The sequence below is a fragment of the Burkholderia sp. SRS-W-2-2016 genome (assembly GCF_001931485.1).
Classification (GTDB): Bacteria; Pseudomonadota; Gammaproteobacteria; order Burkholderiales; family Burkholderiaceae; genus Paraburkholderia.
Genome location: NZ_MSDV01000052.1, coordinates 36,941 through 59,296, shown reverse-complemented (window position 1 = coordinate 59,296; position 22,356 = coordinate 36,941). Strand labels below are relative to the sequence as shown.

Below are 22,356 nucleotides of genomic sequence, written 5' to 3'. Positions count from 1 at the left end.
ACACCGTTTCGTCAATAAAAAACGGGTGCCGCGGCACCCGTTTTTTCACCGGCCGTGTAGTAAAGACCACCCGGCCGTCCGCTCAAACCACCGCGTCAATCGAGCGCGAGCGTCCGCGCATTCTCGCTGCGGTCTTCCGCGATCAGCGGATACACGATACCGGCGATCACCGCGCCGACGATCGGCGCGAGCCAGAACAGCCACAGCTGATCGATCGCAGCGCCGCCGACGAACAGCGCCGGGCCCGTCGAACGCGCCGGGTTGACCGACGTGTTGGTGACCGGAATCGAGATCAGGTGGATCAGCGTCAGGCACAGGCCGATCGCGATCGGCGCGAAGCCGGCCGGCGCGCGGCGGTCGGTCGCGCCGAGAATCACGAACAGGAAGAAGCCGGTCAGCACCGCTTCGCAGATGAACGCCGCGCCGAGCGCGTAATGGCCGGGCGATTGCTCGCCGTAGCCGTTCGTCGCGAAGCCGCTGGCGACCAGATCGAAGCCGGGCTTGCCCGACGCGATCAGCGACAGCACGAACGCGCCGAGCACCGCGCCGATCACCTGGGCGATGATGTATGGCACCAGGTCGCGGGCGGGAAAGCGGCCGGCGACGGTCAGGCCGACGCTGACGGCCGGGTTCAGGTGACAGCCCGAGATATGCCCGATCGCATAAGCCATCGTCAGCACCGTCAGGCCGAACGCCAGCGACACGCCGACGAAGCCGATGCCCAGACCGTGAACAGGTCCGGCGAAGTTCGCGGCGAGGACCGCGCTGCCGCAACCGCCGAGCACGAGCCAGAAAGTGCCGAACAGTTCGGCGACGAGGCGTTTTGACAACTGCATGATTGGTATTCCCGAAAAGAATTGGCGACGCCGGTAGCGCGCATCGATAACGACGAGTACGCACCTTGAGCGCGCAATTCTAGGTAGGCAGTGCCAAATCGGGTGTCAAGGATTGTCAATGTGAACAGCATTTAGAAACTATTGCGCGATAAAGTGTCGCTTTAACATTTCCCTGATTTTTAATAATTATCAGAGGAAATTTGCTATGCCGGTATTATTAGCCATTGCGGATTTTTATAATTGCAGCTAGTCTGCGGTCAAATGAGTTCTGGAAAAGGGAGAACCGAATGTCTCAATATGCAGATCTGAAAGCGCAGATCGCCAAATTGCAGGCGCAAGCGGACGAAGCGCGGCGCACCGAAGTCGACAACGTAATCGCTGACATCCGCCAGAAGATCGCCGAATATGGTCTGACGGCGCAGGACCTCGGCTTTGCGGTCGCCGCCAAGCGCGGCCGGCCGCCGAAGAAGACGCCGCTGCCGGCCAAGTACCAGGATCCGAAATCGGGCAATACGTGGAGTGGGCGCGGCAAGCCGCCGAAATGGATCGTCGGCAAGAATCGCGAACGCTTTTTGATCGGTTCGGCATGAACGCCGCGACTGTCAGCCACGTGGGAAGCGTGAAAGCGGGCTGAAGATCGTTAGATGGCGATGCGTATTGGCCGCGTACTAATACGAGATCGAGTGTCGTCAATCGCGTATTAAAAAGCCGCCCATGCGGGGCGGCTTTTTCTCGTCGGCTGGGGCGAAATTCGCAATTTGCGCTCGCGCAAACGATTCAGCTGGCGGATTCGTCCGGCTAATGACCGTTCAAAGCGAAGGTTCAAAGCGCCGGTTCAAAGCGGATGGAAAGCGGCCGGTCGCAAATGACAAGCCGCTTTCACGCGAGTTAGCCGACCGCCACCTGGCGCAATACCGGGCGCCGCTGCGTTTCAATCAATGCCGTATAGCCGTCGACATAGTTCTGCGCCATCGTTTTCGAGCTGAAGCGGCGTTCGAACTGCGCGCGTATTTCCGTTCGCGACAGTTCGTCCAGACGCTGCAGCGCGGCCACCGCGCCTTGCACGTCCTCGACGATATAACCGGTCACGCCGTGGTCGATCACTTCCGGCACCGAACCGCGGTTGTACGCGATCACCGGCGTGCCGCACGCCATCGACTCGATCATCACAAGGCCGAACGGCTCCGACCAGTCGATCGGGAACAGCAGCGCCTTCGCGCCCGACAGAAACTCGGGCTTCTGCGCCTCGTTGATCTCGCCGACGAACTCCACATGCGCCATCGACAGCAGCGGCTCGATCTCGCGCTTGAAGTACTCCATGTCGACCTTGTCCACCTTGGCGGCGATCTTCAGCGGCAGACCGCTTTGCGCGGCGATCCTGATAGCTGTATCGACGCGCTTTTCCGGACAGATGCGGCCGAGGAACGCGAGGTACTCGGGCTTCTTGTGCGTTTGCGGCGTCAGCAGTTGCTCCGGCAGACCGTGATAGATCGTGTTGAGCCAGTTGGCCTGTTGCAGCGGCAGACGCTGCGAATCGGAAATCGACACGACCGGCACATGCGAGAACGCATCGAATACCGGCTGCAACTCCGGCAGGTCCAGACGGCCGTGCAGCGTCGTCACGAACGGCGTGTCCATGGTCGTGAACAGCGGGAACGGCATGTAGTCGAGGTGAAAGTGCAGCACGTCGAATTCGTGCGCGACCTTGCGGACCTTTTCCATCATCAGCACGTGCGGCGCCAAGGCGTCGCGGATCGTCGGATCGAGTCGCAGCGCGCGCGGCCAGCAGGCCTCCAGATTCGCCGAGGTGACCGAATCGCCGCTCGCGAACAGCGTCACGTCGTGGCCGAGGTCGACCAGCGCTTCAGTCAGATACGACACGACGCGTTCGGTGCCGCCATAGAGTTTCGGGGGGACTGCTTCATAAAGCGGCGCGATTTGTGCGATTCGCATACGGTTTCTCCTGTTTTTTGCCAGGGCTTCGCGCGGTGGCGCTCGATTAGCGCGCAGCGAATGCCGGACGGACGGTTGGGCGCGGTGTGCCCCCGCCCGGGGGTGAGCCGAATCTGTATCGGGTTATCCCTTAGCTTCATTATCGGGATCGACCGCGCTAATTCGAGTTATTTTTCAAACGCTTAATGTTGTTACAGCGCGAAACATCGACCGTTACAGCTGTCGTACCGGTCCGCATTACTTACTTAATATGAACGGGCCACTGTTGCGCCGCCTGTCTGAATCGGCGCCCGCGCGGCCCGATTTACCTGAGCAAGCGGCGCGCCCGGCCGTGGCGGCGGGCGAGCGCGCCGTCTAATTCGGCCCGCTGCGGGTGCGACAAAACGTCATATAATTGGCCGGCATTTCAGCGGTGCTCCGGGCCGGTCCCTAAAATTCACCATCCGGTACACGCGGCGCCGACACAAATTCCCAGCGCGCATCGTCAGCTCTTTGGCGCGTCTCGCCTGAACACCCCGCCCCCATTTACCGCAGCCATGCTTGTAGGAAAAATTCCTACAGAAATGACGGATTAATCCGTCAAACAGGCTGGGTGTCTCTCCGATTTCCCGTAGCCCCCCGTTTCGACACAATGCTCGCAAGACCAGAAACGAGCCGTTTCGCGCGGTTAAGTGCGCGCGTTCGAGCAAACGTTTTCGCCAAAACGGCCTGACCAGCCGGATATATAAACGGGGGAAATCATGAGCACGAATAGCGATATGCTCAATGAGATCAGGGAAGTTAACCTTTCCTATCTGCTGCTCGCCCAGCGTCTGCTGCGCGAAGACAAGCCGATGGGCATGTTTCGGATGGGTATTTCGGACCAGCTCGCCGACGTGCTGGCCAATCTGTCGCTCGCGCAGACCGTCAAGCTGGCGGCGTCGAACCAGATGCTGTGCCGCTTTCGCTTCGACGATCACGCGGTGCTGTCCACGCTGGCCGACAAGGGCAAGTCGAGCACCGTCGCGCAGGCGCATTCGGCGATCCTGATGGCGAGCCAGCCGGTCGAGCAGATCGGCTGATGGCCAGTAAAAGCGTCGTTCTGGAAGTCCGCGAAATCACGCTGGCGATCGAGCTGATCGAGCTCGGCGCGCGCCTGCAATTGCTGGAGGCCGAGACCAGCCTGTCGCGTGACCGCCTGATCAAGCTCTACAAGGAGCTCAAAGGCGTATCGCCGCCGAAAGGCATGCTGCCGTTTTCGACCGACTGGTTCATGACCTGGCAGCCGAATTTTCACTCTTCGCTGTTCTACAACATCTACCGGTTCATGGCCGGTCACGGCGGCTGCCGCGCGATCGAATCGATCGTGAAGAGCTACCGGCTGTATCTGGAGCACGTGCATCTGCACGACGACGAGCCGGTATTGAGTCTCACGCGGGCGTGGACGCTGGTGCGCTTTTTCGACTCCGGCATGTTGCAGACAAGCGTGTGCCGGCGTTGCGGCGGCCATTTCGTCGCGCATGCGCACGATCCGCAGCACGCGTTCGTGTGCGGGCTGTGCCAGCCGCCGTCGCGCGCGGGCAAGACGAAGAAGGCCGCGCAGACTCTGGCCGTCGCGCAGCGGCTCGAGGCGTCGCCGGCGCTCGCCGGGGCTCGCCACGTCGCGCCCGCGGCAACCGCGGCGCTCGCCGGAGCCGGCCATGCCATCGCCGAGCCGGCCCCAGCCGCCAGCGCCTGGCGCCATGCCGCTCCCGAGCCCGCCCCAGCCGTCAGCGCCGGGCGCCAGACCGCCGCCGAACCCCTCGCCACCGCCGAACTCTGAGCGCCGCGCGCGGCTCACCCGCACCCTCTGGTTTACACCGGAGGGGCGCAAACCTTTTCCCCCCGAAAGTTTTCCGCCCGGTTGCCGTAAACCAGACTAACGACGGTCTTCGTCGCTTTTTGTAAGGGGCCCAGCAGTGCTGATTTTCGTGGGAACACTCGTGACGTTGTTGTCCGTTTTCGGCGGTTACGCGCTCGAAGGCGGCCATCTTGGCGCGCTGCTGCAACCCGTCGAAGTGCTGATGATCGTTGGCGCCGGCGTCGGCGCGTTCATTCTCGGCAACGGAATGAAGACCATCAAGGCGACCCTGCGCGTCATCCCGACCCTGTTCAAGGGCGCGAAGTACAACAAGGACGTCTATATGGAGCTGATGGGGCTCCTCTACGTCCTGCTGGCGAAAGCGCGCAAGGAAGGCACGCTGACGCTCGAGGCCGATATCGACGATCCGTCGAAGAGCCCGATCTTCACGCAGTACCCGAAGATCCTCGCCGACCATCACATCGTCGAGTTCCTGACCGACTACCTGCGTCTGATGGTGGGCGGCAACATGAACGCGTTCGAGATCGAAAGCCTGATGGACGAGGAGATCGAGACGCACCATCAGGAAGGCGAAGCGCCCGCGCACGCGCTGAACAAGGTCGGCGACGCGATGCCGGCGTTCGGGATCGTCGCCGCGGTGATGGGCGTGGTCCACACGATGGCGTCGGCCGACAAGCCGCCCGCGGTGCTCGGCGAGATGATCGCGCAGGCGCTGGTCGGCACCTTCCTCGGCATTCTGCTTTCGTACGGGCTGATCGGCCCGCTCGCGAGCGTCGCCGAACAGCGCGTGACCGAGTCGACCAAGATGTTCCAGTGCATCAAGGTGACGATCCTCGCGAGCCTGAACGGCTATGCGCCGGCGATCGCCGTCGAATTCGGCCGCAAGGTGCTGTTCTCGACCGAGCGTCCGTCGTTCGCCGAGCTCGAAGAGCACGTGCGGCGCGTGAAGGCGAAATAAGGCAGCGGCGGGCACCGGACCATGAGCAAGGACAAAGACCGCGCGATCGTCGTCAAGCGCTCCGCGCCGAAAAAGGCCGGCCATCACGGCGGCGCGTGGAAGCTCGCGTACGCGGACTTCATGACCGCGATGATGGCGTTCTTCCTGCTGATGTGGCTGCTCAGTTCGGCCTCCACGGTGCAGTTGAAGGGCATCGCCGATTACTTCAACCAGCCGCTGAAAGTCACGCTGTGGGGCGGCGATCGCAGCGCGGAAGACTCGAGCATTCTGAAAGGCGGCGGCCGCGATATTTCGACCGACGCGCAAGGCATCACGCGCACCACCGACGGCAGCAGCAGTAGCCGTTCGCAGCACAGCGTGTCGCACAACAACGAGGACGCGGTGAAGCAGCTGCAAGGCGAGCTGGAGCGCCGCGAGCAGGTCCGTCTGCACGACCTGCAGGTCAAGCTGATGGCCGCGATCGAAGCGAACCCGGTGCTGCGCCAGTTCAAGCAGCAGATCCGCATCGATTCGACGCTGACGGGTCTGCGCATCGAGATCGTCGATTCGCAGAAGCGGCCGATGTTCGCGACCGCCAACGACGAAGTCGAGCCGTACATGCGCGACATCCTGCGCGAGATCGGCCACACGCTGAACGACGTGCCGAACCGCATCATCGTGCAGGGTCACACCGACGCGGTGCCGTACGCGGGCGGCGACAAGGGTTATAGCAACTGGGAGCTGTCGGCCGATCGCGCGAACGCGTCGCGCCGCGAGCTGATCGCGGGCGGCATGGACGAGGCGAAGGTGATGCGGGTGCTCGGCCTCGCGTCGACGCAGAACCTGAACAAGGCGGACCCGCTCGATCCGGAGAATCGCCGGATCAGCATCATCGTGCTGAACAAGCGGTCGGAAGAGGCGCTCAATCACGACGACTCGACCACCACCACTTTGTCGGATGACGCGGCCGGCTCGAAGCCGCTGCTGCAAAAACTCGGGCAGCCGGCGACGGCGGCGCCGAAAGTAGCGGCGCCCGCGCCGGCGGTCCAGTAACTCCGGTTATTCCAGTAACAGAACGCGGCCGCCGGGCCGCGGCCCGCGCCAGCCTGGCGCGTGCGGTCCGGCGGCCAAGACATGAAGCGCAGCGAGGTTTTCATGATCAGGCACATCCTGGCAATCGACGATTCGGCATCGATGCGGCAGATTCTCGCCGCGACGCTGACCGGCGCCGGCTACGAGGTCACGCTGGCGGCGGACGGCAACGAGGGGCTCGAAAACGCGCTCGCGATGGCGTTCGACCTGGTGCTGACCGACCAGCACATGCCGGGCAAGACCGGCCTCGATCTGATCACCGCGCTGCGCAACAACCCGGCCTATCAGGCGACGCCCATCCTCGTCCTCACGACGGAATCGGGCGAGCCGTTCAAGGAGGCGGCGCGCGCGGCGGGCGCGACCGGCTGGATCGAGAAACCGCTCGACCCGGACATGCTGACCGAGCTGGTGGCGGCGCTGGCCGAACCGGACCCGGCCTGAGCATCGTCGCAAACCAGGCTTAAACACAGTACAGACAGCTCTCGACGCGGCTGCACGGCAGCTCACGCCAGACAGGAATTCCTCGCGGTGAACCAGGCATGACACTCGATATCACACAGTTCTATCAGACGTTCTTCGACGAAGCGGACGAACTGCTCGCGCAGATGGAGCAGTTGCTGCTCGATCTCGACGTCGCTAGCCCCGATCCCGAAGACCTCGCGGCGATCTTTCGCGCCGCGCATTCGATCAAGGGCGGCGCGGCGACCTTCGGCTTCACCGCGCTGACCGAGACCACCCACATTCTCGAATCGCTGCTCGACCGCGCGCGCAACAACGAACTGGTGCTCCGCAAGGACATGATCGACACGTTCCTCGAAACCAAGGACGTGCTGTCGGGCCAGCTCACCGATTACCGCGCGAGCGCCGAGCCCGACGCGGCCGTGGCGCGCGCGATCTGCGCGAAGCTCGAACAGCTGCACGCGGAAAGCCTCGCGGGCGGCGCGCCGGCAGCAGCACCGGCCGCAAGCGCGCCGGCAACGGCAGCCGCGGCAGCAGCAGCAACACCAGAACAACACGGCACCCCGCCCGAGCACGTCGTCGAACAGGCGGTGCTGGTGGCGGGCGAAGACTGGACCGACGGCGAACCGGCGCAGACCGGGCAAGCCGCGGGCACGGCAACGGGCGCGGCGCCAGCCGCCGCCGACGGCGCCGGCCCACATCTGAAAATTACGCTACGGGGCGTGGGAGAGAAAGACCAGGAACTGCTGGCCGAAGAGCTGGGCAATCTTGGCAATATCGTCGGGCAGGTCAAGAGCGGCAGCGATCTGATGCTGTGGCTTTCGACCGACGTCCCTTCCGACGACATCATCGCCGTGTGCTGTTTCGTGATCGACGAAAGTCAGATCACGATCGGCCGCGGCACCGCGCCGGCCAACGACGCGCAGCAGGGCGAACCTGGAACGCCCGCCGCTGCCGTCAATACGCCGGCGCACCCCGGGCATCACGCGAGCGCCGCGCCAGCGGCGAGCGCGCAGCCCGTGCATTACCCGGAACTCGCGGCATCGTCGGTCCCTGAGGCCCCTATCGCCGCGGCCGCTATTGAATCGCAGCCGGCGGCATCCGCCGGCGGCAACTCGCTCGGTCTCGCCGAGCCGCCGAGCGTCGCGCCGGCCGCCGCCAAAACGGCCGAGCACGACCGCAAGGCGGCGCGCCCGGCAGCCGCGGCGAACGCCGGCGAAGGCAGCTCGATTCGCGTCGGCGTCGAGAAGGTCGATCAGTTGATCAACCTGGTCGGCGAACTGGTGATCACCCAGGCGATGCTCGCCGAAACCACCAGCACGTTCGATCCGGCGCTGCACGACCGGCTCTTCAACGGGATGGCGCAACTCGAGCGCAACGCGCGCGATCTGCAGGAAGCGGTGATGTCGATCCGCATGATGCCGATGGATTACGTGTTCAGCCGCTTCCCGCGCCTCGTGCGCGATCTGGCGGCCAAACTCGGCAAGGAGGTCGAACTCGTCACCTTCGGTCAGGCGACCGAACTCGACAAGAGCCTCATCGAACGGATCATCGATCCGCTGACTCACCTCGTGCGCAACAGTCTCGACCACGGCATCGAAACGGTCGAGGCGCGGCGCGCGGCGGGCAAGGATTCGACCGGCCAGCTGGTGCTCTCGGCCGCGCATCACGGCGGCAACATCGTGATCGAGGTCAGCGACGACGGCGCCGGCCTGCGCCGCGACAAGATTCTCGCGAAGGCGGCCAAGCAGGGCATGCAGGTCAGCGACACGATGACCGACGAGGAAGTCTGGAACCTGATCTTCCTGCCGGGCTTCTCGACCGCCGAGCAGGTCACCGACGTGTCGGGCCGCGGCGTCGGCATGGATGTGGTCAAGCGCAACATCCAGTCGATGGGCGGTCACGTCGAGATCACCTCGCACGCGGGCAAGGGCAGCACCACGCGGATCGTGTTGCCGCTCACGCTGGCGATTCTCGACGGCATGTCGGTGAAGGTCGGCAACGAGATCTTCATCCTGCCGCTGAACTTCGTGATGGAGTCGCTGCAACCGCAGGCCGAAGACATTTACACGGTCGCCAACGGCGAGCGCGTGGTGCGGGTGCGCGGCGAATATCTGCCGCTCGTCGCGCTGCACGAGGTGTTCAACGTGCACGAGGCGAAGCAGGAGCCGACCCAGGGGATCGTCACGATCATGCAGACCGAGGGCCGTCGTTTCGCGATGCTGATCGACGAACTGGTCGGCCAGCAGCAGGTGGTCGTGAAGAATCTGGAAACCAATTACCGCAAGGTGCACGGCATTTCGGCGGCGACCATTCTCGGCGACGGCAGCGTCGCGCTGATCGTCGACGTCGCCGCGCTCAATCGCGAGAGTCGCCATGCGCATGGACACAGCGCGATGAGCCTCGCGTAACGCGCGCCCCGGCACTACACATTCAACTTATTTCATCCCAACCGTTTGGGGGCTAACGTGGCAGAAGTCCAATCCATCAATTCGAGCGTCGCCGGCGCGAGCGGCACGAATGGTCGCCGCGACGCGCAGCAGGCGGACGCCGGCGGCCAGGAATTTCTCGTCTTCACGCTCGGCGCGGAAGAGTACGGGATCGACATCCTGAAAGTGCAGGAAATCCGCGGCTACGACAGCGTCACGCGCATCGCCAACGCGCCCGAGTTCATCAAGGGCGTGATCAATCTGCGCGGCATCATCGTGCCGATCGTCGATATGCGCATCAAGTTTCATCTGGGCCGCGTCGAGTACGACCACCAGACCGTCGTGATCATCCTGAACGTCGCGCATCGCGTGGTCGGGATGGTGGTCGATGGCGTGTCGGACGTGCTGACGCTCGCGATCGACCAGATCATGCCGGCGCCGGAATTCGGCGCGACGCTGACGACCGAGTATCTGACGGGGCTGGGCACCGTCGACGGCCGCATGCTGATCCTGATGGACATCGAGAAACTGATGACCAGCCAGGAAATGGCGCTGACCGAAACGCTCGGCGTTTGAACGCGCGGCGCGCCGTCGCGGCGCGCGCGGGCAACAGCTAACAAGCAATAGATCAGGGAGCGTCAGGATGCTGAGCAGGTGGTCGATCCGCACCTCGTTGACGATGGTGGGGGTTCTTCTCGTGGCGTTGACCGTGGCGGTCGGCGCGCTGGGTCTAAGCGCGCTCGGCCGCGCGAGCGATTCGCTTGAGCGCATCACGGGCGGCGAACTGGTCGCGATCCACGCGCTCGACGACGCGTCCGCGTATCTGCTGCGCTCGCGCGTCGCGATCGACCGCTACAACACGTTGACGGCCGCCGGCAACGCGGACGAAGCGAAGCAGGTACTGGCGCGCGCGCAGGAACTGCTCGGCAAGGGCAACCAGAACTGGCAGACCTATCTGAGCGCGCCGAAGCACGGCGTCGACCAGGCCTTGCTCGACGACGTGCTGGCCAAACGCAACACGGTGATGCACGACGGCGTCGACGTCGAATTCGCCGCGCTGAACGCGAACGATCTGGACGCGTATCACGCGGTCGCCGACACGAAGATCAGCCCGCTGTTCGTCGCGTACGACGCGGCCGCCTCGAAGGTGATCGACGCGTTGCGGCAAAGCGCGCTCGATGAGCAGGCGCGCGCGCAGTCGAACGCGTCGCTGATGACGACGCTGATCGTCGCGGTCACCGCGCTCGCGCTGCTGCTGGTGGTCGGCATCCGCTTCGCGCTGCGCGGGTTGATCGTGCAGCCGCTGAAGGACGCGACCGCGTGCTTCGAGCGGATCGCCGCCGGCGATCTGTCGCGCGCGGTCGAGTTCAGCGGCAACAACGAAGTCGGCCGTCTGTTCGCCGGCATCAAGCGCATGCAGGAAAGCCTCGCGACGATGGTGCGCGCGGTGCGCAGCAGCACCGAATCGATCGATACCGGCGCGCGCGAAATCGCCACCGGCAATACCGATCTGTCGCAGCGCACGGAGCAGCAGGCGGCGTCGCTGCAGGAAACCGCGTCGAGCATGGAGCAGTTGACCGGCACCGTGCGGCAGAACGCCGAGAACGCGCGCCAGGCGAGCCAGCTCGCGGTGAACGCGTCGGATATCGCGAAACGCGGCGGCGACGTGGTCAGCGAAGTGGTGACGACGATGCAGGCGATCGCGACCAGCTCGGACAAGATCGTCGACATCATCGGCGTGATCGAAGGGATCGCGTTCCAGACCAATATCCTCGCGCTGAACGCGGCGGTCGAAGCCGCGCGCGCGGGCGAACAGGGCCGCGGCTTCGCGGTGGTCGCCGGCGAAGTGCGCAGCCTCGCGCAGCGCAGCGCGAGCGCGGCCAAGGAAATCAAGGAACTGATCGGCGATTCGGCCGACAAGGTGCATAGCGGCTCGGCATTGGTCGGCCGCGCGGGCACGACGATGGACGAGATCGTGCAGGCGGTGCGACGCGTGACCGACATCATGGGCGAGATCAGCGCGGCGTCGGAAGAGCAGTCGGGCGGGATCGAGCAGGTCAATCGCGCGGTCGTGCAGATGGATTCGGTGACCCAGCAGAACGCGGCGCTGGTCGAACAGGCGGCCGCCGCGGCGGCGTCGCTCGAAGATCAGACGCGGCAGTTGCAGACGGTGTTGAACGGCTGGACGGTAGTGAGCGGCGCGGGGCGCGATTATGCGGTGAGTTCGGCGAGTGCGTCGCTGCGCGCGCCGTTGGCGGCCCAGGCGGGCGGCAATGGCAGCGCGGTTTCGCAGCCGGGCAAAGCCGCGACGCATGCGTCCGGCGCGGCGAGCGCAAACCACGCGGCGCACACGGGCAAGGCCGCGAACGCGGCAACCGCCGCGACGTCCGGCAGCACCGCACCGACCCCGTCCCATTCCGGCCACGACGCGGCAGCACGCGCCGAACCGGCGCTGAAACCGAAGCAGGCGGCTCCGGCCGCACGCGCGGCTACGGCAGGTACGAGCGGCGCGGCAACCGCGAAGAGCACGGCAAGCGCCGGCTCGGACGCGGACTGGGAAACGTTTTAGGTAGCGGAAGTCGAGGCGCCGGCAGCTTCACGCTCCGGCGGTCCGACGCAAAGGCAGCTTCAGGCAGCGGTAGTTTCAGGTAGCGGCAATTTCAGGCAGCGGCAATTTCAGCTAGCGGTAGTTCAGCTAGCGGCAGTTCAGGCAACGACAGTTTCAGGCAACGGCAGAACGACGACATGTGGTCAATCGGCATCGCGCCCGCTAATGGGCGAAGCATCGAAGCACGCGCACAACGCGTGTGGCGGGCCGACCGCATGCCGACTCAATTCGCGGGTGGGCGCGACCCCGCGTGGACAATTCCTTCCGCTCTCGCAGGACGGCTGGGCGGCAAGCGTGATCGCTCGTATCGCAGACAGGAATTCTCATGATGGCAACGCGTGCACCACAACGCCCCGTACGGGCGGCACCCGACCGGCCCGAGCCGGTCAGATCCGCCGAGACGGGACGCGATTTCGAATTTACGACAGCCGATTTCGCCCGCATCCGCGATCTGATTCATCGCGTGGCCGGCATCTCGCTGTCGGACCACAAGCGCGACATGGCGTACAGCCGGCTCGCGCGACGCCTGCGCGCGCGCGGCATCGATACGTTCCGCCAGTATCTCGATCTGCTCGAAGCGGAAAACGATCCGCTCGAGTGGGAAGCGTTCACCAATGCGCTGACCACCAACCTGACCGCGTTCTTCCGCGAAGCGCATCACTTTCCGATCCTCGCCGAGTTCGTGCGACGCCGCGCGCAGCCGGTGTCGGTGTGGTGCTCGGCGGCCTCGACCGGCGAAGAGCCGTATTCGATCGCGATGACGCTGATCGAAGCGCTCGGCGAAAGCGGCGCGCGCCAGGCATCGGTGTTCGCGACCGATATCGACACACAAGTGCTCGCGAAAGCCGAAGCCGGCGTCTACCAGTTCGACCAGGTCAAGCACCTGTCGCCCGAGCGGCTCAAGCGCTTCTTCCTGAAGGGCACCGGCGCGCATGCGGGAATGGTCAAGGTGCGCCCCGAAGTGCGCGCGCTGGTGCGCTTCGAACAGCTGAACCTGACCGATCGCGACTACCAGTTGCGCACGCAGTTCGACGCGATCTTCTGCCGCAACGTGATGATCTATTTCGACAAGCCGACCCAGGGCCAGGTGCTCACGCGCTTCGAGCCGCTGATGAAGTCGGGCGGTCTGCTGTTCGCCGGTCATTCGGAGAACTTCACGTATGTGACCCAGGCGTTCCGGCTGCGCGGCCAGACCGTCTACGAACTGACCCGCGACACCGGCGGCGCCCGCGCGCCGGCCCGCGCCGGCGCGCAACAGGCTAGCGGGGTGGCGGCATGAGCAGCGCACTGCCGATCGCCTCCAACCTGTACTACGACAACCACTTTCAGCGCCCCGGCGTGAAGCTGTTGCCCAACGAGTTCTATACGACCAGCGAAGACATGGTGCTGGTCACCGTGCTCGGCTCGTGCGTGGCGGCCTGCATCCAGGACCGCACCGCGGGCATCGGCGGAATGAACCACTTCATGCTGCCCGACGACGGCGCCGACGTCGTGCACGCGGCGTCCGACTCGATGCGCTACGGCGCGTACGCAATGGAAGTGCTGATCAACGAACTGATCAAAGCCGGCGGGCGGCGCGAGCGCTTCGAAGCGAAGGTGTTCGGCGGCGGCGCGGTGCTGGCCGGCATGACGACGATGAACATTGGCGATCGCAACTCCGCGTTCGTGCGCCGCTATCTCGCCACCGAAAAGATTCGCATCATCGCCGAGGACCTGCAGGGCTCGCATCCGCGCAAGGTCGCGTTCATGCCGCGCACCGGTCAGGTGATGGTGAAGAAGTTGCGCTTGCAGCAGGAAGCGGGCGTCGCCGAGCGCGAACAGGCGCTCGTGCGGCAAAGCGCGGAAGCGCGCGCCGAGCGGCTCGCGGCGGCGCGCAAACGGGTCGAACTGTTCGCGTCGCCGAAGTCGCCCGCCACGGCCGGCGCCGGGTCCGCATCCGCGCGGCCGCGTATCGAACTGTTCGGCGCGAGAGAGCGCCCGATTAACTCCAACAACGCCAGAACCACAGAGGAGGCGTGAGCGCTGTGCAAAAGATCAAGGTACTGTGCGTCGACGATTCGGCGCTGATCCGCAGCCTGATGACGGAAATCATCAATAGCCAGCCGGATATGACGGTGGTCGCGACGGCCCCCGATCCGCTCGTCGCGCGCGAGCTCATCAAGCAGCACAACCCGGACGTGCTGACGCTCGACGTCGAAATGCCGCGCATGGACGGGCTCGACTTTCTCGAGAAGCTGATGCGCCTGCGGCCGATGCCGGTCGTGATGGTGTCGTCGCTGACCGAGCGCGGCAACGAAATCACGCTGCGCGCGCTCGAACTGGGCGCGGTCGATTTCGTCACCAAGCCGAAGGTCGGCATTCGCGACGGCATGCTCGACTACGCGGAAAAGCTCGCCGACAAGATTCGCGCGGCGGCCCGCGCGCGGGTGCGCCAGGCCGCGCCCGTGCAGCACGCGGCCGCGCCGGCCGCGCATGCGCCGCTCGGCGCCGCGCCGATGTTCAACAATCCGCTGCTCAGTACCGAGAAGCTGATCATCGTCGGCGCATCGACCGGCGGCACCGAGGCGATCCGCGAAGTGCTGGTGCCGCTGCCTCCCGATGCGCCGGCGGTGCTGATCGCGCAACACATGCCGCCCGGGTTTACGAAATCTTTCGCGCAACGCCTCAATGGTTTGTGCCGTATCACCGTTAAAGAGGCAGAGCATGGCGAACGCGTGCTGCCGGGGCATGCGTATATCGCGCCGGGCCACGCGCATCTGGTGCTCGCGCGCAGCGGCGCGAACTACATCGCGCATCTGTCCGACGACCCGCCGGTGAACCGGCATCGTCCGTCGGTCGATGTGCTGTTCCGCTCGGCCGCGCAGCATGCGGGCAAGAACGCGATCGGCGTGATTCTGACCGGCATGGGGCGCGACGGCGCGGCCGGGCTGCTGGAAATGAAGCGAGCCGGCGCATACACGCTGGCGCAGGACGAAGCGAGCTGCATCGTGTTCGGCATGCCGCGCGAGGCGATCGCGCTCGGCGGCGCCGACGAAATCGCCGCGCTGCCGGATATGAGCCGGCGCGTGATGGCGCGTTTGTCGTCGATGGGCGACCGTGTTCAACGAGTATGATGCGGGCCGGATGAATTCACGCGGCGGCACGCCGCACATGAATCAAGCAAAGGAATAGAAATGGATAAGGGAATGAAGATTCTGGTGGTTGACGATTTTCCGACGATGCGCCGGATCGTCCGCAACCTGCTGAAGGAGTTGGGCTACGCGAACGTCGACGAAGCGGAAGACGGCGCGGCCGGTCTCGCGCGTCTGCGCGGCGGCAGCTACGACTTCGTGATCTCCGACTGGAACATGCCGAACCTCGACGGTCTCGCGATGCTCAAGCAGATCCGCGCCGACGCGAACCTCACGCACCTGCCGGTGCTGATGGTGACGGCCGAGTCGAAGAAGGAAAACATCATCGCGGCGGCCCAGGCCGGCGCGAGCGGTTATGTCGTCAAGCCGTTCACGGCCGCGACGCTCGACGAGAAGCTCAACAAGATTCTCGAGAAGATGGCGAAAGCCGGGAGCTGATGTGACGCCGCCGACCCAAACGCCTGGCGCCGACGCGGCCCTCGACAGCGGCGAGCACGCGTCGGACCGCATTCTCGCGCGCATCGGCCAGCTGACGCGCACGCTGCGCGATTCGATGCGCGAGCTCGGCCTCGACAAGCATGTCGAACGCGCGGCCGAGGCCGTGCCCGATGCGCGCGACCGCCTCAAGTACATCGCCAACATGACCGAGCAGGCCGCCGAGCGCGTGCTGTCGGCGATCGATATCGCGAAGCCGGTGCAGGAGCAGTTGCAGAAAGACGCGGCCGAACTCGACGCACGCTGGGACGAGTGGTACTCGGCGCCGATCGAGCGCGAGGAAGTGCGCGCGTTGATGGGCGACACCCGCACGTTCCTGCGCGGCGTGCCCGAGGCGACCGGCGCGACCAATGCGCAGCTGATGGAAATCATGCTCGCGCAGGACTTCCAGGATCTGACCGGCCAGGTGATCAAGAAGATCACCGACGTCGTCTATCTGATCGAGCAGCAACTGCTCGGTGTGCTGGTCGAGAACATTGCGCTGGAGCGCCGCGAGCAGTTCGCGGCGAACGCGGCGGCGCTGGCGGCCGAAGTGTCGCCGACCGGCAGCCCCGAGCATCTGCTGAACGGTCCGCAGATCAACCCCGAAGGCAAGGCCGACGTGGTGCAGGATCAATCGCAGGTCGACGACCTGCTCGCAAGCCTCGGCTTCTGATCCGGCCCGGCGCATGCGCCGGGTTTTTTTCGCCGCGGGCAGGGCTCGCGGCGTGCTCCTGACTTGCTCCCGACCTGCTCCCGACCTGCTCCCGACCTGCTCCCGACCTGCTCCCGACCTGCTCCCGACTGGCGCTCCCACGCGCCGGCGCGGCGCCTCCCATGACCGTCCGCCCCGGACAGTTTCCAGCCGGTAAGAGACGGTAAGTTGCCCCGGCGGCCGCGCGTGCCGCTGGCCGTCATGTTCCGCGGGCATACTACGAGGTCGAAGCGGTACGGCGCCCGCGATCGCAGCGCCGTGCGCTCGCAGGGTGAGGGACACCCCCAGGCTTGCGATTGCGGCGGTGCCGTATCATCTGCCTACATGCGGCCGATTCGCGCCATCAGCGAAGCGCCGCGGCTTGGGAGGAGCATCGTCATGTGGAGTTGTATTCGTCGCGCCGGCACCGTTGCGGCGCTGGCCTTACCGTTTTCGCTGTGGGCATTGAGCGCCGCGCAGCCCGCCCACGCGGCGCTCGGCGGCACGCCGATGACGCCGCCGTCCGATGCGTCGGTGTCGTCCCGCCTCGTGCAGCCGGCGAGCGGCGCGAGCCAAAGTGTGATGCGTTCCGCATCTAGTGCGGCGTCGTTGAGCGCTGCAACGTCTTCTTCCTCCTCTTCTTCTTCTTACACGGTGCGCGAAACCACGCTCGGCAACGGCACCGTGGTGCGCGAGTATCTGGACACGAGCGGCGCGGTGTTCGGGATCGCGTGGCGCGGTCCGCAGATGCCCGACCTCAGCGAGCTGCTCGGCAGCTATTTCCCGCAGTACGTGGCCAGCGTGAAGGCGGTGCGGGCGGCGCGCGGCAATACGCGCGGTCCGGTCAGCGTCAACGACAGCGCGCTGGTCGTGCACTCGGGCGGCCACATGGGCGCGTTCAGCGGTGTCGCGTGGCTGCCGGCCGCGCTGCCGTCCGGCGTCAGCGGTTCCGACATCCAGTAACGGCGAGGACGACGATGCGAACCATGCACACGAGCGTGACACTCAAAGGCTGGCTGCAGGCGCTGTGCGCGGTGCTGCTGACGGCGACGCTGGTCGCCTGCGGCGGTGGCGGCGGCTCGGATTCGAACTCCGGCGGCAATTCGTCGGACCCGCTGAACGGCGGCACGCTGCCGCCCAGCCCGACCTTGCAGCCGAGCGCGGTCAACAACATCAATGCGGTCGCGGTCACCGTCGGCCGGGGCGTGAACGGCGTGATCAACATCCCGAGCGTCAGCGTGACGATCTGCGCGCCCGGCTCGACCTCGAACTGCCAGACCATTAACAACATCCAGCTCGACACCGGTTCGTTCGGGCTGCGCGTGGTCGGCTCGGTGCTGAACTCGTCGCTGGCGAGCGCGCTGCCGATCAGCACGCTGACGAGCGGCGCGCAACTGGCCGAATGCGCGACCTTCGCGGACGGCTTCACGTGGGGCTCGGTCCGCACCGCGACCATAACGATCGGCGGCGAAACGACGACCAGCGCCATTCCGCTGCAGATCATCGGCGACAAGGCCGCGAGCACGGTGCCCTCCAGTTGCAGCAGCGGCTCGGCGGAAAACACCGTCGCCGATCTCGGCGCGAACGGCATTCTCGGCGTCGGCACCGCGCCGACCGACTGCGGCGCGACCTGCGTGAACGCATCGACCGCCGCGAACTACAGCAACTACTACGCGTGCCCGAACGGCACCTCGTGCACCCGCACCGCGGTGCCGCTCGCGCAGCAGGTGGCCAACCCGGTCGCCAGCTTCCCGGTCGATAACAACGGCGTGATCGTGCAGATGCCGCCGGTCTCGAACACCGGTCAGGCGTCGGCGACCGGCACGCTGGTGTTCGGCATCGGCACCCAGGGGAACAACGCGCTCGACACGTCGCAAACCCAGATCTTCGCGACCGACGCATACGGCGACCTGAACCGCAGCGTGTTCAACGGCACGACGGTGCAGGCGTTCCTCGATTCGGGCTCGAACGGCTACTTCTTCACCGACAGCTCGCTCACGCAGTGCGGCAGCGCGTTCGCGGGCTTCTACTGCCCGGCGTCCGCGCAGACCCGCACGCTGACGCTGCACGGCGAAGACAGCGTGACGAAGAGCGCGAGCATCGGCATCCTGAGCGCGCAGACGCTGTTCAACAACGGCAACAACTACGCGTTCAACAATCTCGCCGGCCAGATCGGCGGCAGCAACAGCTTCGACCTCGGGCTGCCGTTCTTCTACGGCCGCCACGTCTACTACCACCTCGACCAGACCGCCAGCGGCGGCGCGTCTCCCTACGTCGGCTACTGAGGCCGCACTTCAAACCGATGCCCGAAGGTCCGCGCACAGCCGCGCGGGCCCTCGGGCCATCCGTCGAAATACCCCGGTTTCTCCACCTTTATCCGCCGATCGACGCTTGCGCCGAGCGGGAATAATCGCTGTCACTGGAAAGAGGCGCGGTGCCTCGGCCGACTGGAGAGCCTGGTGGCGGAAGACAGCGAGGACAAAACCGAATCAGCCACTCCCCGGCGCCTGCAGAAGGCGCGCGAGGAAGGGCAGATCGTGCGTTCGCGCGAGCTGTCGACGTTCGCGCTGCTGGCGGCCGGCTTCTATGGCGTGTGGGGGATGTCCGGCCATATCGGCGAGCATCTGCAGGACATGCTGCGCGCGTCGCTGACGTTCAACCATGCGAGCACCTTCGACACCAGCCAGGTGATGGCCGGCGCCGGCGCGGCCGCGCGCGAGGGCCTGTCCGCGCTGCTGCCGATTCTCGGCCTGACCGGCGCGGCCGCCTTGCTCGCGCCGCTCGCGCTGGGCGGCTGGCAGCTGTCGGCGAAGGGGCTCGAACCCAAATTCAACCGGCTGGATCCGATCGCGGGTCTGGGCCGGATCTTTTCGATCAACGGGCCGATCCAGCTCGGCATGTCGATCGTGAAGACGCTGGTGGTCGGGCTGATCGGCGGCACCGCGATCTGGAATCGCCGCGACGAGATGCTCGCGCTGGCGACCCAGCCGCTGCCGGTCGCGCTCGCCAACGGCGCGCATCTGATCGCGGTGTGCTGCGGGATGACGGTGGCCGGCATGTTCGCGGTGGCCGCGCTCGACGTGCCGTACCAGCTGTGGAATTTCCACAAGAAGCTGCGGATGACGAAGGAAGAAGTGAAGCGCGAGCATCGCGAGAGCGAAGGCGACCCGCACATCAAGGGCAAGATTCGCCAGCAGCAACGCGCGATTGCGCGACGCCGGATGATGGCGCAGGTGCCGCACGCCGACGTGGTGGTCACCAACCCGACTCACTTCGCGGTCGCGCTGCAATACACGGACGGCGAGATGCGCGCGCCGAAGGTCGTCGCCAAGGGTGTGAACCTCGTCGCCGCGCGGATTCGCGAGGTCGCCGCCGAGCACAACGTGCCGCTGCTCGAAGCGCCGCCGCTCGCGCGCGCGCTGTATCACAACGTCGAACTGAATCGCGAGATTCCCGGCCCGCTGTACGGCGCGGTCGCCGAAGTGCTCGCGTGGGTGTTCCAGCTGCGCCGCTTCAAGGCCGAAGGCGGCGACAAGCCGGTCGCGCCGACCGACCTCGACGTACCGGCCGAACTCGACAAGGGCGGCGTGTCCGACGCGGATGCCGCCGACGAAGCCGCCGACACGCTCAACCCGGCCAGCGACGACGCTGGCAACCCAACTAACGGAGCCTCCGCATGAACGCTCGCGCCGGTTTCCTCGGCCGCCGGCCGGAAGCCTTGAGCAGCACCAATCTGCGCGCCCTGTCCGGGCCGGTGCTGATCTGCATGATCCTCGGCATGATGATTCTGCCGTTGCCGCCGTTTCTGCTCGACCTGCTGTTCACGTTCAACATCGCGTTGTCGGTGATGGTGCTGCTGGTCAGCATGTACACGATGAAGCCGCTCGACTTCGCCGCGTTCCCGAGCGTGCTGCTGTTCTCGACGCTGCTGCGGCTGTCGCTGAACGTCGCGTCGACCCGGATCGTGCTGCTCGAAGGCCACACCGGCCCCGACGCGGCCGGCCAGGTGATCGAGTCGTTCGGCCACTTCCTCGTGGGCGGCAACTTCGCGGTTGGTATCGTCGTGTTCGTGATCCTGATGGTGATCAACTTCATGGTGATCACCAAGGGCGCGGGGCGGATCGCCGAAGTGTCCGCGCGCTTCACGCTCGACGCGATGCCCGGCAAGCAGATGGCGATCGACGCCGACCTGAACGCCGGCCTGATCAACGAAGAGGCCGCCCGCAAGCGTCGCGCGGAAGTCTCGCAGGAAGCCGAGTTCTACGGCTCGATGGACGGCGCGAGCAAGTTCGTGCGCGGCGACGCGATCGCCGGTTTGCTGATCATGGTGATCAACATCATCGGCGGGCTGATCGTCGGGATGGTCCAGCACGACATGAGCTTCGCGGCGGCGGGCAAGAACTACACGCTGCTGACGATCGGCGACGGCCTCGTCGCGCAGATTCCGTCGCTGGTGATTTCGACCGCGGCCGGCGTGATCGTGTCGCGCGTCGCGACCAACGAGGACATCGGCACGCAGCTGACCGGCCAGCTGTTCACCAATCCGCGCGTGCTGATCATCACCGGCTGCATTCTGGTGCTGATGGGCCTGATTCCGGGCATGCCGCACTTCGCGTTTCTGATTCTCGGCGGCGGGCTGATCCAGCTCGGCCGCACGATGAAAAAGCGCACCGAGGAACGCAAGAACTCGCCGGCGCTGGTCGACGTCACGCCGGCCGCGCTGGCGCCGGTCGAGAACGCCGAGGCGAGCTGGGACGATGTGTCGCTCGTCGACACGCTCGGCCTCGAAGTCGGCTACCGGCTGATTCCGCTAGTCGACAAGAATTCGGACGGCGAGCTGCTGAAGCGGATCAAGAGCATCCGCAAGAAGTTCGCGCAGGAGATCGGCTTCCTGCCGCCGGTCATTCATATCCGCGACAACCTCGAACTGCGGCCGAACGGTTACCGGATCGCGCTGAAGGGCGTCGAGGTCGGCGTCGGCGAAGCGTATCCGGGCCAGTGGCTCGCGATCAATCCGGGCCAGGTGTCGGCCGCGCTGCCCGGCACGCCGACCCAGGACCCGGCGTTCGGTCTGCCGGCGATCTGGATCGATACCAATCTGCGCGAACAGGCGCAGGTGTACGGCTACACGGTGGTCGATTCGAGCACGGTGGTCGCGACCCACCTGAATCACCTGGTGGTCACGCACGCGTCGGAGCTGCTCGGCCGTCGCGAGGTGCAGGCGCTGCTCGAACGGATGCAGAAGGACACCGCGTCGCTGGTCGACGATCTGGTGCCGAAGCTGCTGCCGCTCACCACGCTGCAGAAGGTGCTGCAGAACCTGCTGGAAGAAGGCGTGCCGATTCGCGATCTGCGCACGATTCTCGAAGCGCTGGCCGAGCACGGCGGCAAGATCAGCGATCCTCACGATCTGACCGCCGCGGTGCGGCTCGCGCTCGGTCGCGCGATCACCCAGCAGTGGTTCCCGGGCACCGGCGACATGCAGGTGATGGGGCTCGACGCGAATCTCGAACGGGTGTTGTCGCAGGCGCTGTCGACCGGTGCGAACCCGGGGCTCGAACCGGGTCTCGCGAATACGCTGCTGATGGAAACGCAGAAAGCGATGGTGCGGCAGCAGAACGCCGGCCTCGCGCCGGTGCTGCTGGTGCAGCACGCATTGCGGCCGATGCTCGCGCGCTTCCTGCGCCGCAGCCTGCCGCAATTGAAGGTGCTCTCGTATGCGGAAGTGCCCGAGACGCGCAACGTGAAGGTCGTCAATGTAATCGGCGGGAACGGCTGAGCGCGCTGGCGCGGCGGGCTATGCGTATCTGGCCCACAGGCAAAACCGGCGCTCCGATGGGCGCCGGTTTTCGTTTGGGCGGCAGCTTTTGCGGTTGAGGCCGGCGCGCTTTCCATCGCGCGAA

At 65.6% G+C, this 22,356-nt stretch carries 19 protein-coding genes and 1 pseudogene; 18 read left to right on the top strand and 2 right to left on the bottom strand.

Annotated elements, in window-relative coordinates; genetic code table 11:
- Window positions 1–95: 95 nt before the first annotated feature.
- A complete protein-coding gene (gene aqpZ / locus BTH42_RS22800; RefSeq protein ID WP_075303428.1) occupies window positions 96–836 on the bottom strand; it encodes an aquaporin Z in 741 nt (246 codons plus the stop codon).
- Between the two features lie 287 nt (window positions 837–1,123).
- On the opposite strand from aqpZ, the gene BTH42_RS22795 reads away from it, so the two are divergent.
- The gene (locus tag BTH42_RS22795; protein ID WP_075303427.1) at window positions 1,124–1,426 is read left to right on the top strand and encodes an H-NS family nucleoid-associated regulatory protein; all 303 of its coding nucleotides are present in this window, start codon (window positions 1,124–1,126) and stop codon (window positions 1,424–1,426) included.
- A 298-nt stretch (window positions 1,427–1,724) separates the two neighbouring features.
- On the opposite strand, the gene BTH42_RS22790 is transcribed toward BTH42_RS22795, so the two are convergent.
- On the bottom strand, window positions 1,725–2,789 hold the full coding sequence (locus BTH42_RS22790) for a glycosyltransferase family 4 protein (RefSeq protein WP_075303426.1): 1,065 nt from the start codon (window positions 2,787–2,789) through the stop codon (window positions 1,725–1,727).
- A 740-nt stretch (window positions 2,790–3,529) separates the two neighbouring features.
- Here BTH42_RS22790 and flhD point away from each other — a divergent pair.
- The 17 genes and pseudogenes from flhD to flhA all read left to right on the top strand — a co-directional run bounded on the left by flhD (window position 3,530) and on the right by flhA (window position 22,232).
- The gene (gene flhD / locus BTH42_RS22785; RefSeq protein WP_075303425.1) at window positions 3,530–3,850 is read left to right on the top strand and encodes a flagellar transcriptional regulator FlhD; all 321 of its coding nucleotides are present in this window, start codon (window positions 3,530–3,532) and stop codon (window positions 3,848–3,850) included.
- Window positions 3,850–4,368: pseudogene (flhC, locus tag BTH42_RS22780) on the top strand (flagellar transcriptional regulator FlhC); the annotation flags it as partial. The gene flhD and the pseudogene flhC, both read left to right, overlap by 1 nt.
- A gap of 358 nt (window positions 4,369–4,726) precedes the next feature.
- A complete protein-coding gene (motA, locus tag BTH42_RS22775; protein WP_075303424.1) occupies window positions 4,727–5,587 on the top strand; it encodes a flagellar motor stator protein MotA in 861 nt (286 codons plus the stop codon).
- 21 nt (window positions 5,588–5,608) lie between these two features.
- Window positions 5,609–6,619 (top strand): flagellar motor protein MotB, encoded by a 1,011-nt coding sequence (gene motB, locus BTH42_RS22770; RefSeq protein WP_075303423.1) that lies wholly within the window; start codon window positions 5,609–5,611, stop codon window positions 6,617–6,619.
- Between the two features lie 102 nt (window positions 6,620–6,721).
- Window positions 6,722–7,099 (top strand): response regulator, encoded by a 378-nt coding sequence (locus BTH42_RS22765; protein WP_075303518.1) that lies wholly within the window; start codon window positions 6,722–6,724, stop codon window positions 7,097–7,099.
- A 98-nt stretch (window positions 7,100–7,197) separates the two neighbouring features.
- The gene (gene cheA, locus BTH42_RS22760) at window positions 7,198–9,528 is read left to right on the top strand and encodes a chemotaxis protein CheA (RefSeq protein WP_075303422.1); all 2,331 of its coding nucleotides are present in this window, start codon (window positions 7,198–7,200) and stop codon (window positions 9,526–9,528) included.
- 57 nt (window positions 9,529–9,585) lie between these two features.
- Complete coding sequence (locus BTH42_RS22755; protein ID WP_075303421.1) at window positions 9,586–10,122, top strand: chemotaxis protein CheW; 537 nt, start codon at window positions 9,586–9,588, stop codon at window positions 10,120–10,122.
- A gap of 67 nt (window positions 10,123–10,189) precedes the next feature.
- On the top strand, window positions 10,190–12,115 hold the full coding sequence (locus BTH42_RS22750) for a methyl-accepting chemotaxis protein (protein WP_075303420.1): 1,926 nt from the start codon (window positions 10,190–10,192) through the stop codon (window positions 12,113–12,115).
- A 364-nt stretch (window positions 12,116–12,479) separates the two neighbouring features.
- Window positions 12,480–13,433 (top strand): CheR family methyltransferase, encoded by a 954-nt coding sequence (locus tag BTH42_RS22745; RefSeq protein ID WP_075303419.1) that lies wholly within the window; start codon window positions 12,480–12,482, stop codon window positions 13,431–13,433.
- Window positions 13,430–14,173: a chemoreceptor glutamine deamidase CheD gene (cheD, locus tag BTH42_RS22740; RefSeq protein ID WP_075303418.1), complete on the top strand. Its 744-nt coding sequence runs from the start codon at window positions 13,430–13,432 to the stop codon at window positions 14,171–14,173. Before BTH42_RS22745 ends, cheD begins: the two co-directional genes overlap by 4 nt.
- 5 nt (window positions 14,174–14,178) lie before the next feature.
- Complete coding sequence (locus BTH42_RS22735; RefSeq protein WP_075303517.1) at window positions 14,179–15,267, top strand: chemotaxis response regulator protein-glutamate methylesterase; 1,089 nt, start codon at window positions 14,179–14,181, stop codon at window positions 15,265–15,267.
- Between the two features lie 60 nt (window positions 15,268–15,327).
- On the top strand, window positions 15,328–15,723 hold the full coding sequence (gene cheY, locus BTH42_RS22730) for a chemotaxis response regulator CheY (RefSeq protein WP_075303417.1): 396 nt from the start codon (window positions 15,328–15,330) through the stop codon (window positions 15,721–15,723).
- A 1-nt stretch (window position 15,724) separates the two neighbouring features.
- Window positions 15,725–16,435: a protein phosphatase CheZ gene (gene cheZ, locus BTH42_RS22725; protein WP_075303416.1), complete on the top strand. Its 711-nt coding sequence runs from the start codon at window positions 15,725–15,727 to the stop codon at window positions 16,433–16,435.
- Window positions 16,436–16,852: 417 nt separating this feature from the next.
- Window positions 16,853–17,416: a DUF2844 domain-containing protein gene (locus BTH42_RS22720; RefSeq protein WP_075303415.1), complete on the top strand. Its 564-nt coding sequence runs from the start codon at window positions 16,853–16,855 to the stop codon at window positions 17,414–17,416.
- Window positions 17,417–17,430: 14 nt separating this feature from the next.
- A complete protein-coding gene (locus tag BTH42_RS22715) occupies window positions 17,431–18,738 on the top strand; it encodes a DUF3443 domain-containing protein (protein WP_075303414.1) in 1,308 nt (435 codons plus the stop codon).
- A 174-nt stretch (window positions 18,739–18,912) separates the two neighbouring features.
- Complete coding sequence (gene flhB / locus BTH42_RS22710) at window positions 18,913–20,133, top strand: flagellar biosynthesis protein FlhB (protein ID WP_075303413.1); 1,221 nt, start codon at window positions 18,913–18,915, stop codon at window positions 20,131–20,133.
- Window positions 20,130–22,232 (top strand): flagellar biosynthesis protein FlhA, encoded by a 2,103-nt coding sequence (gene flhA / locus BTH42_RS22705; protein WP_075303412.1) that lies wholly within the window; start codon window positions 20,130–20,132, stop codon window positions 22,230–22,232. Before flhB ends, flhA begins: the two co-directional genes overlap by 4 nt.
- Window positions 22,233–22,356: the final 124 nt, after the last annotated feature.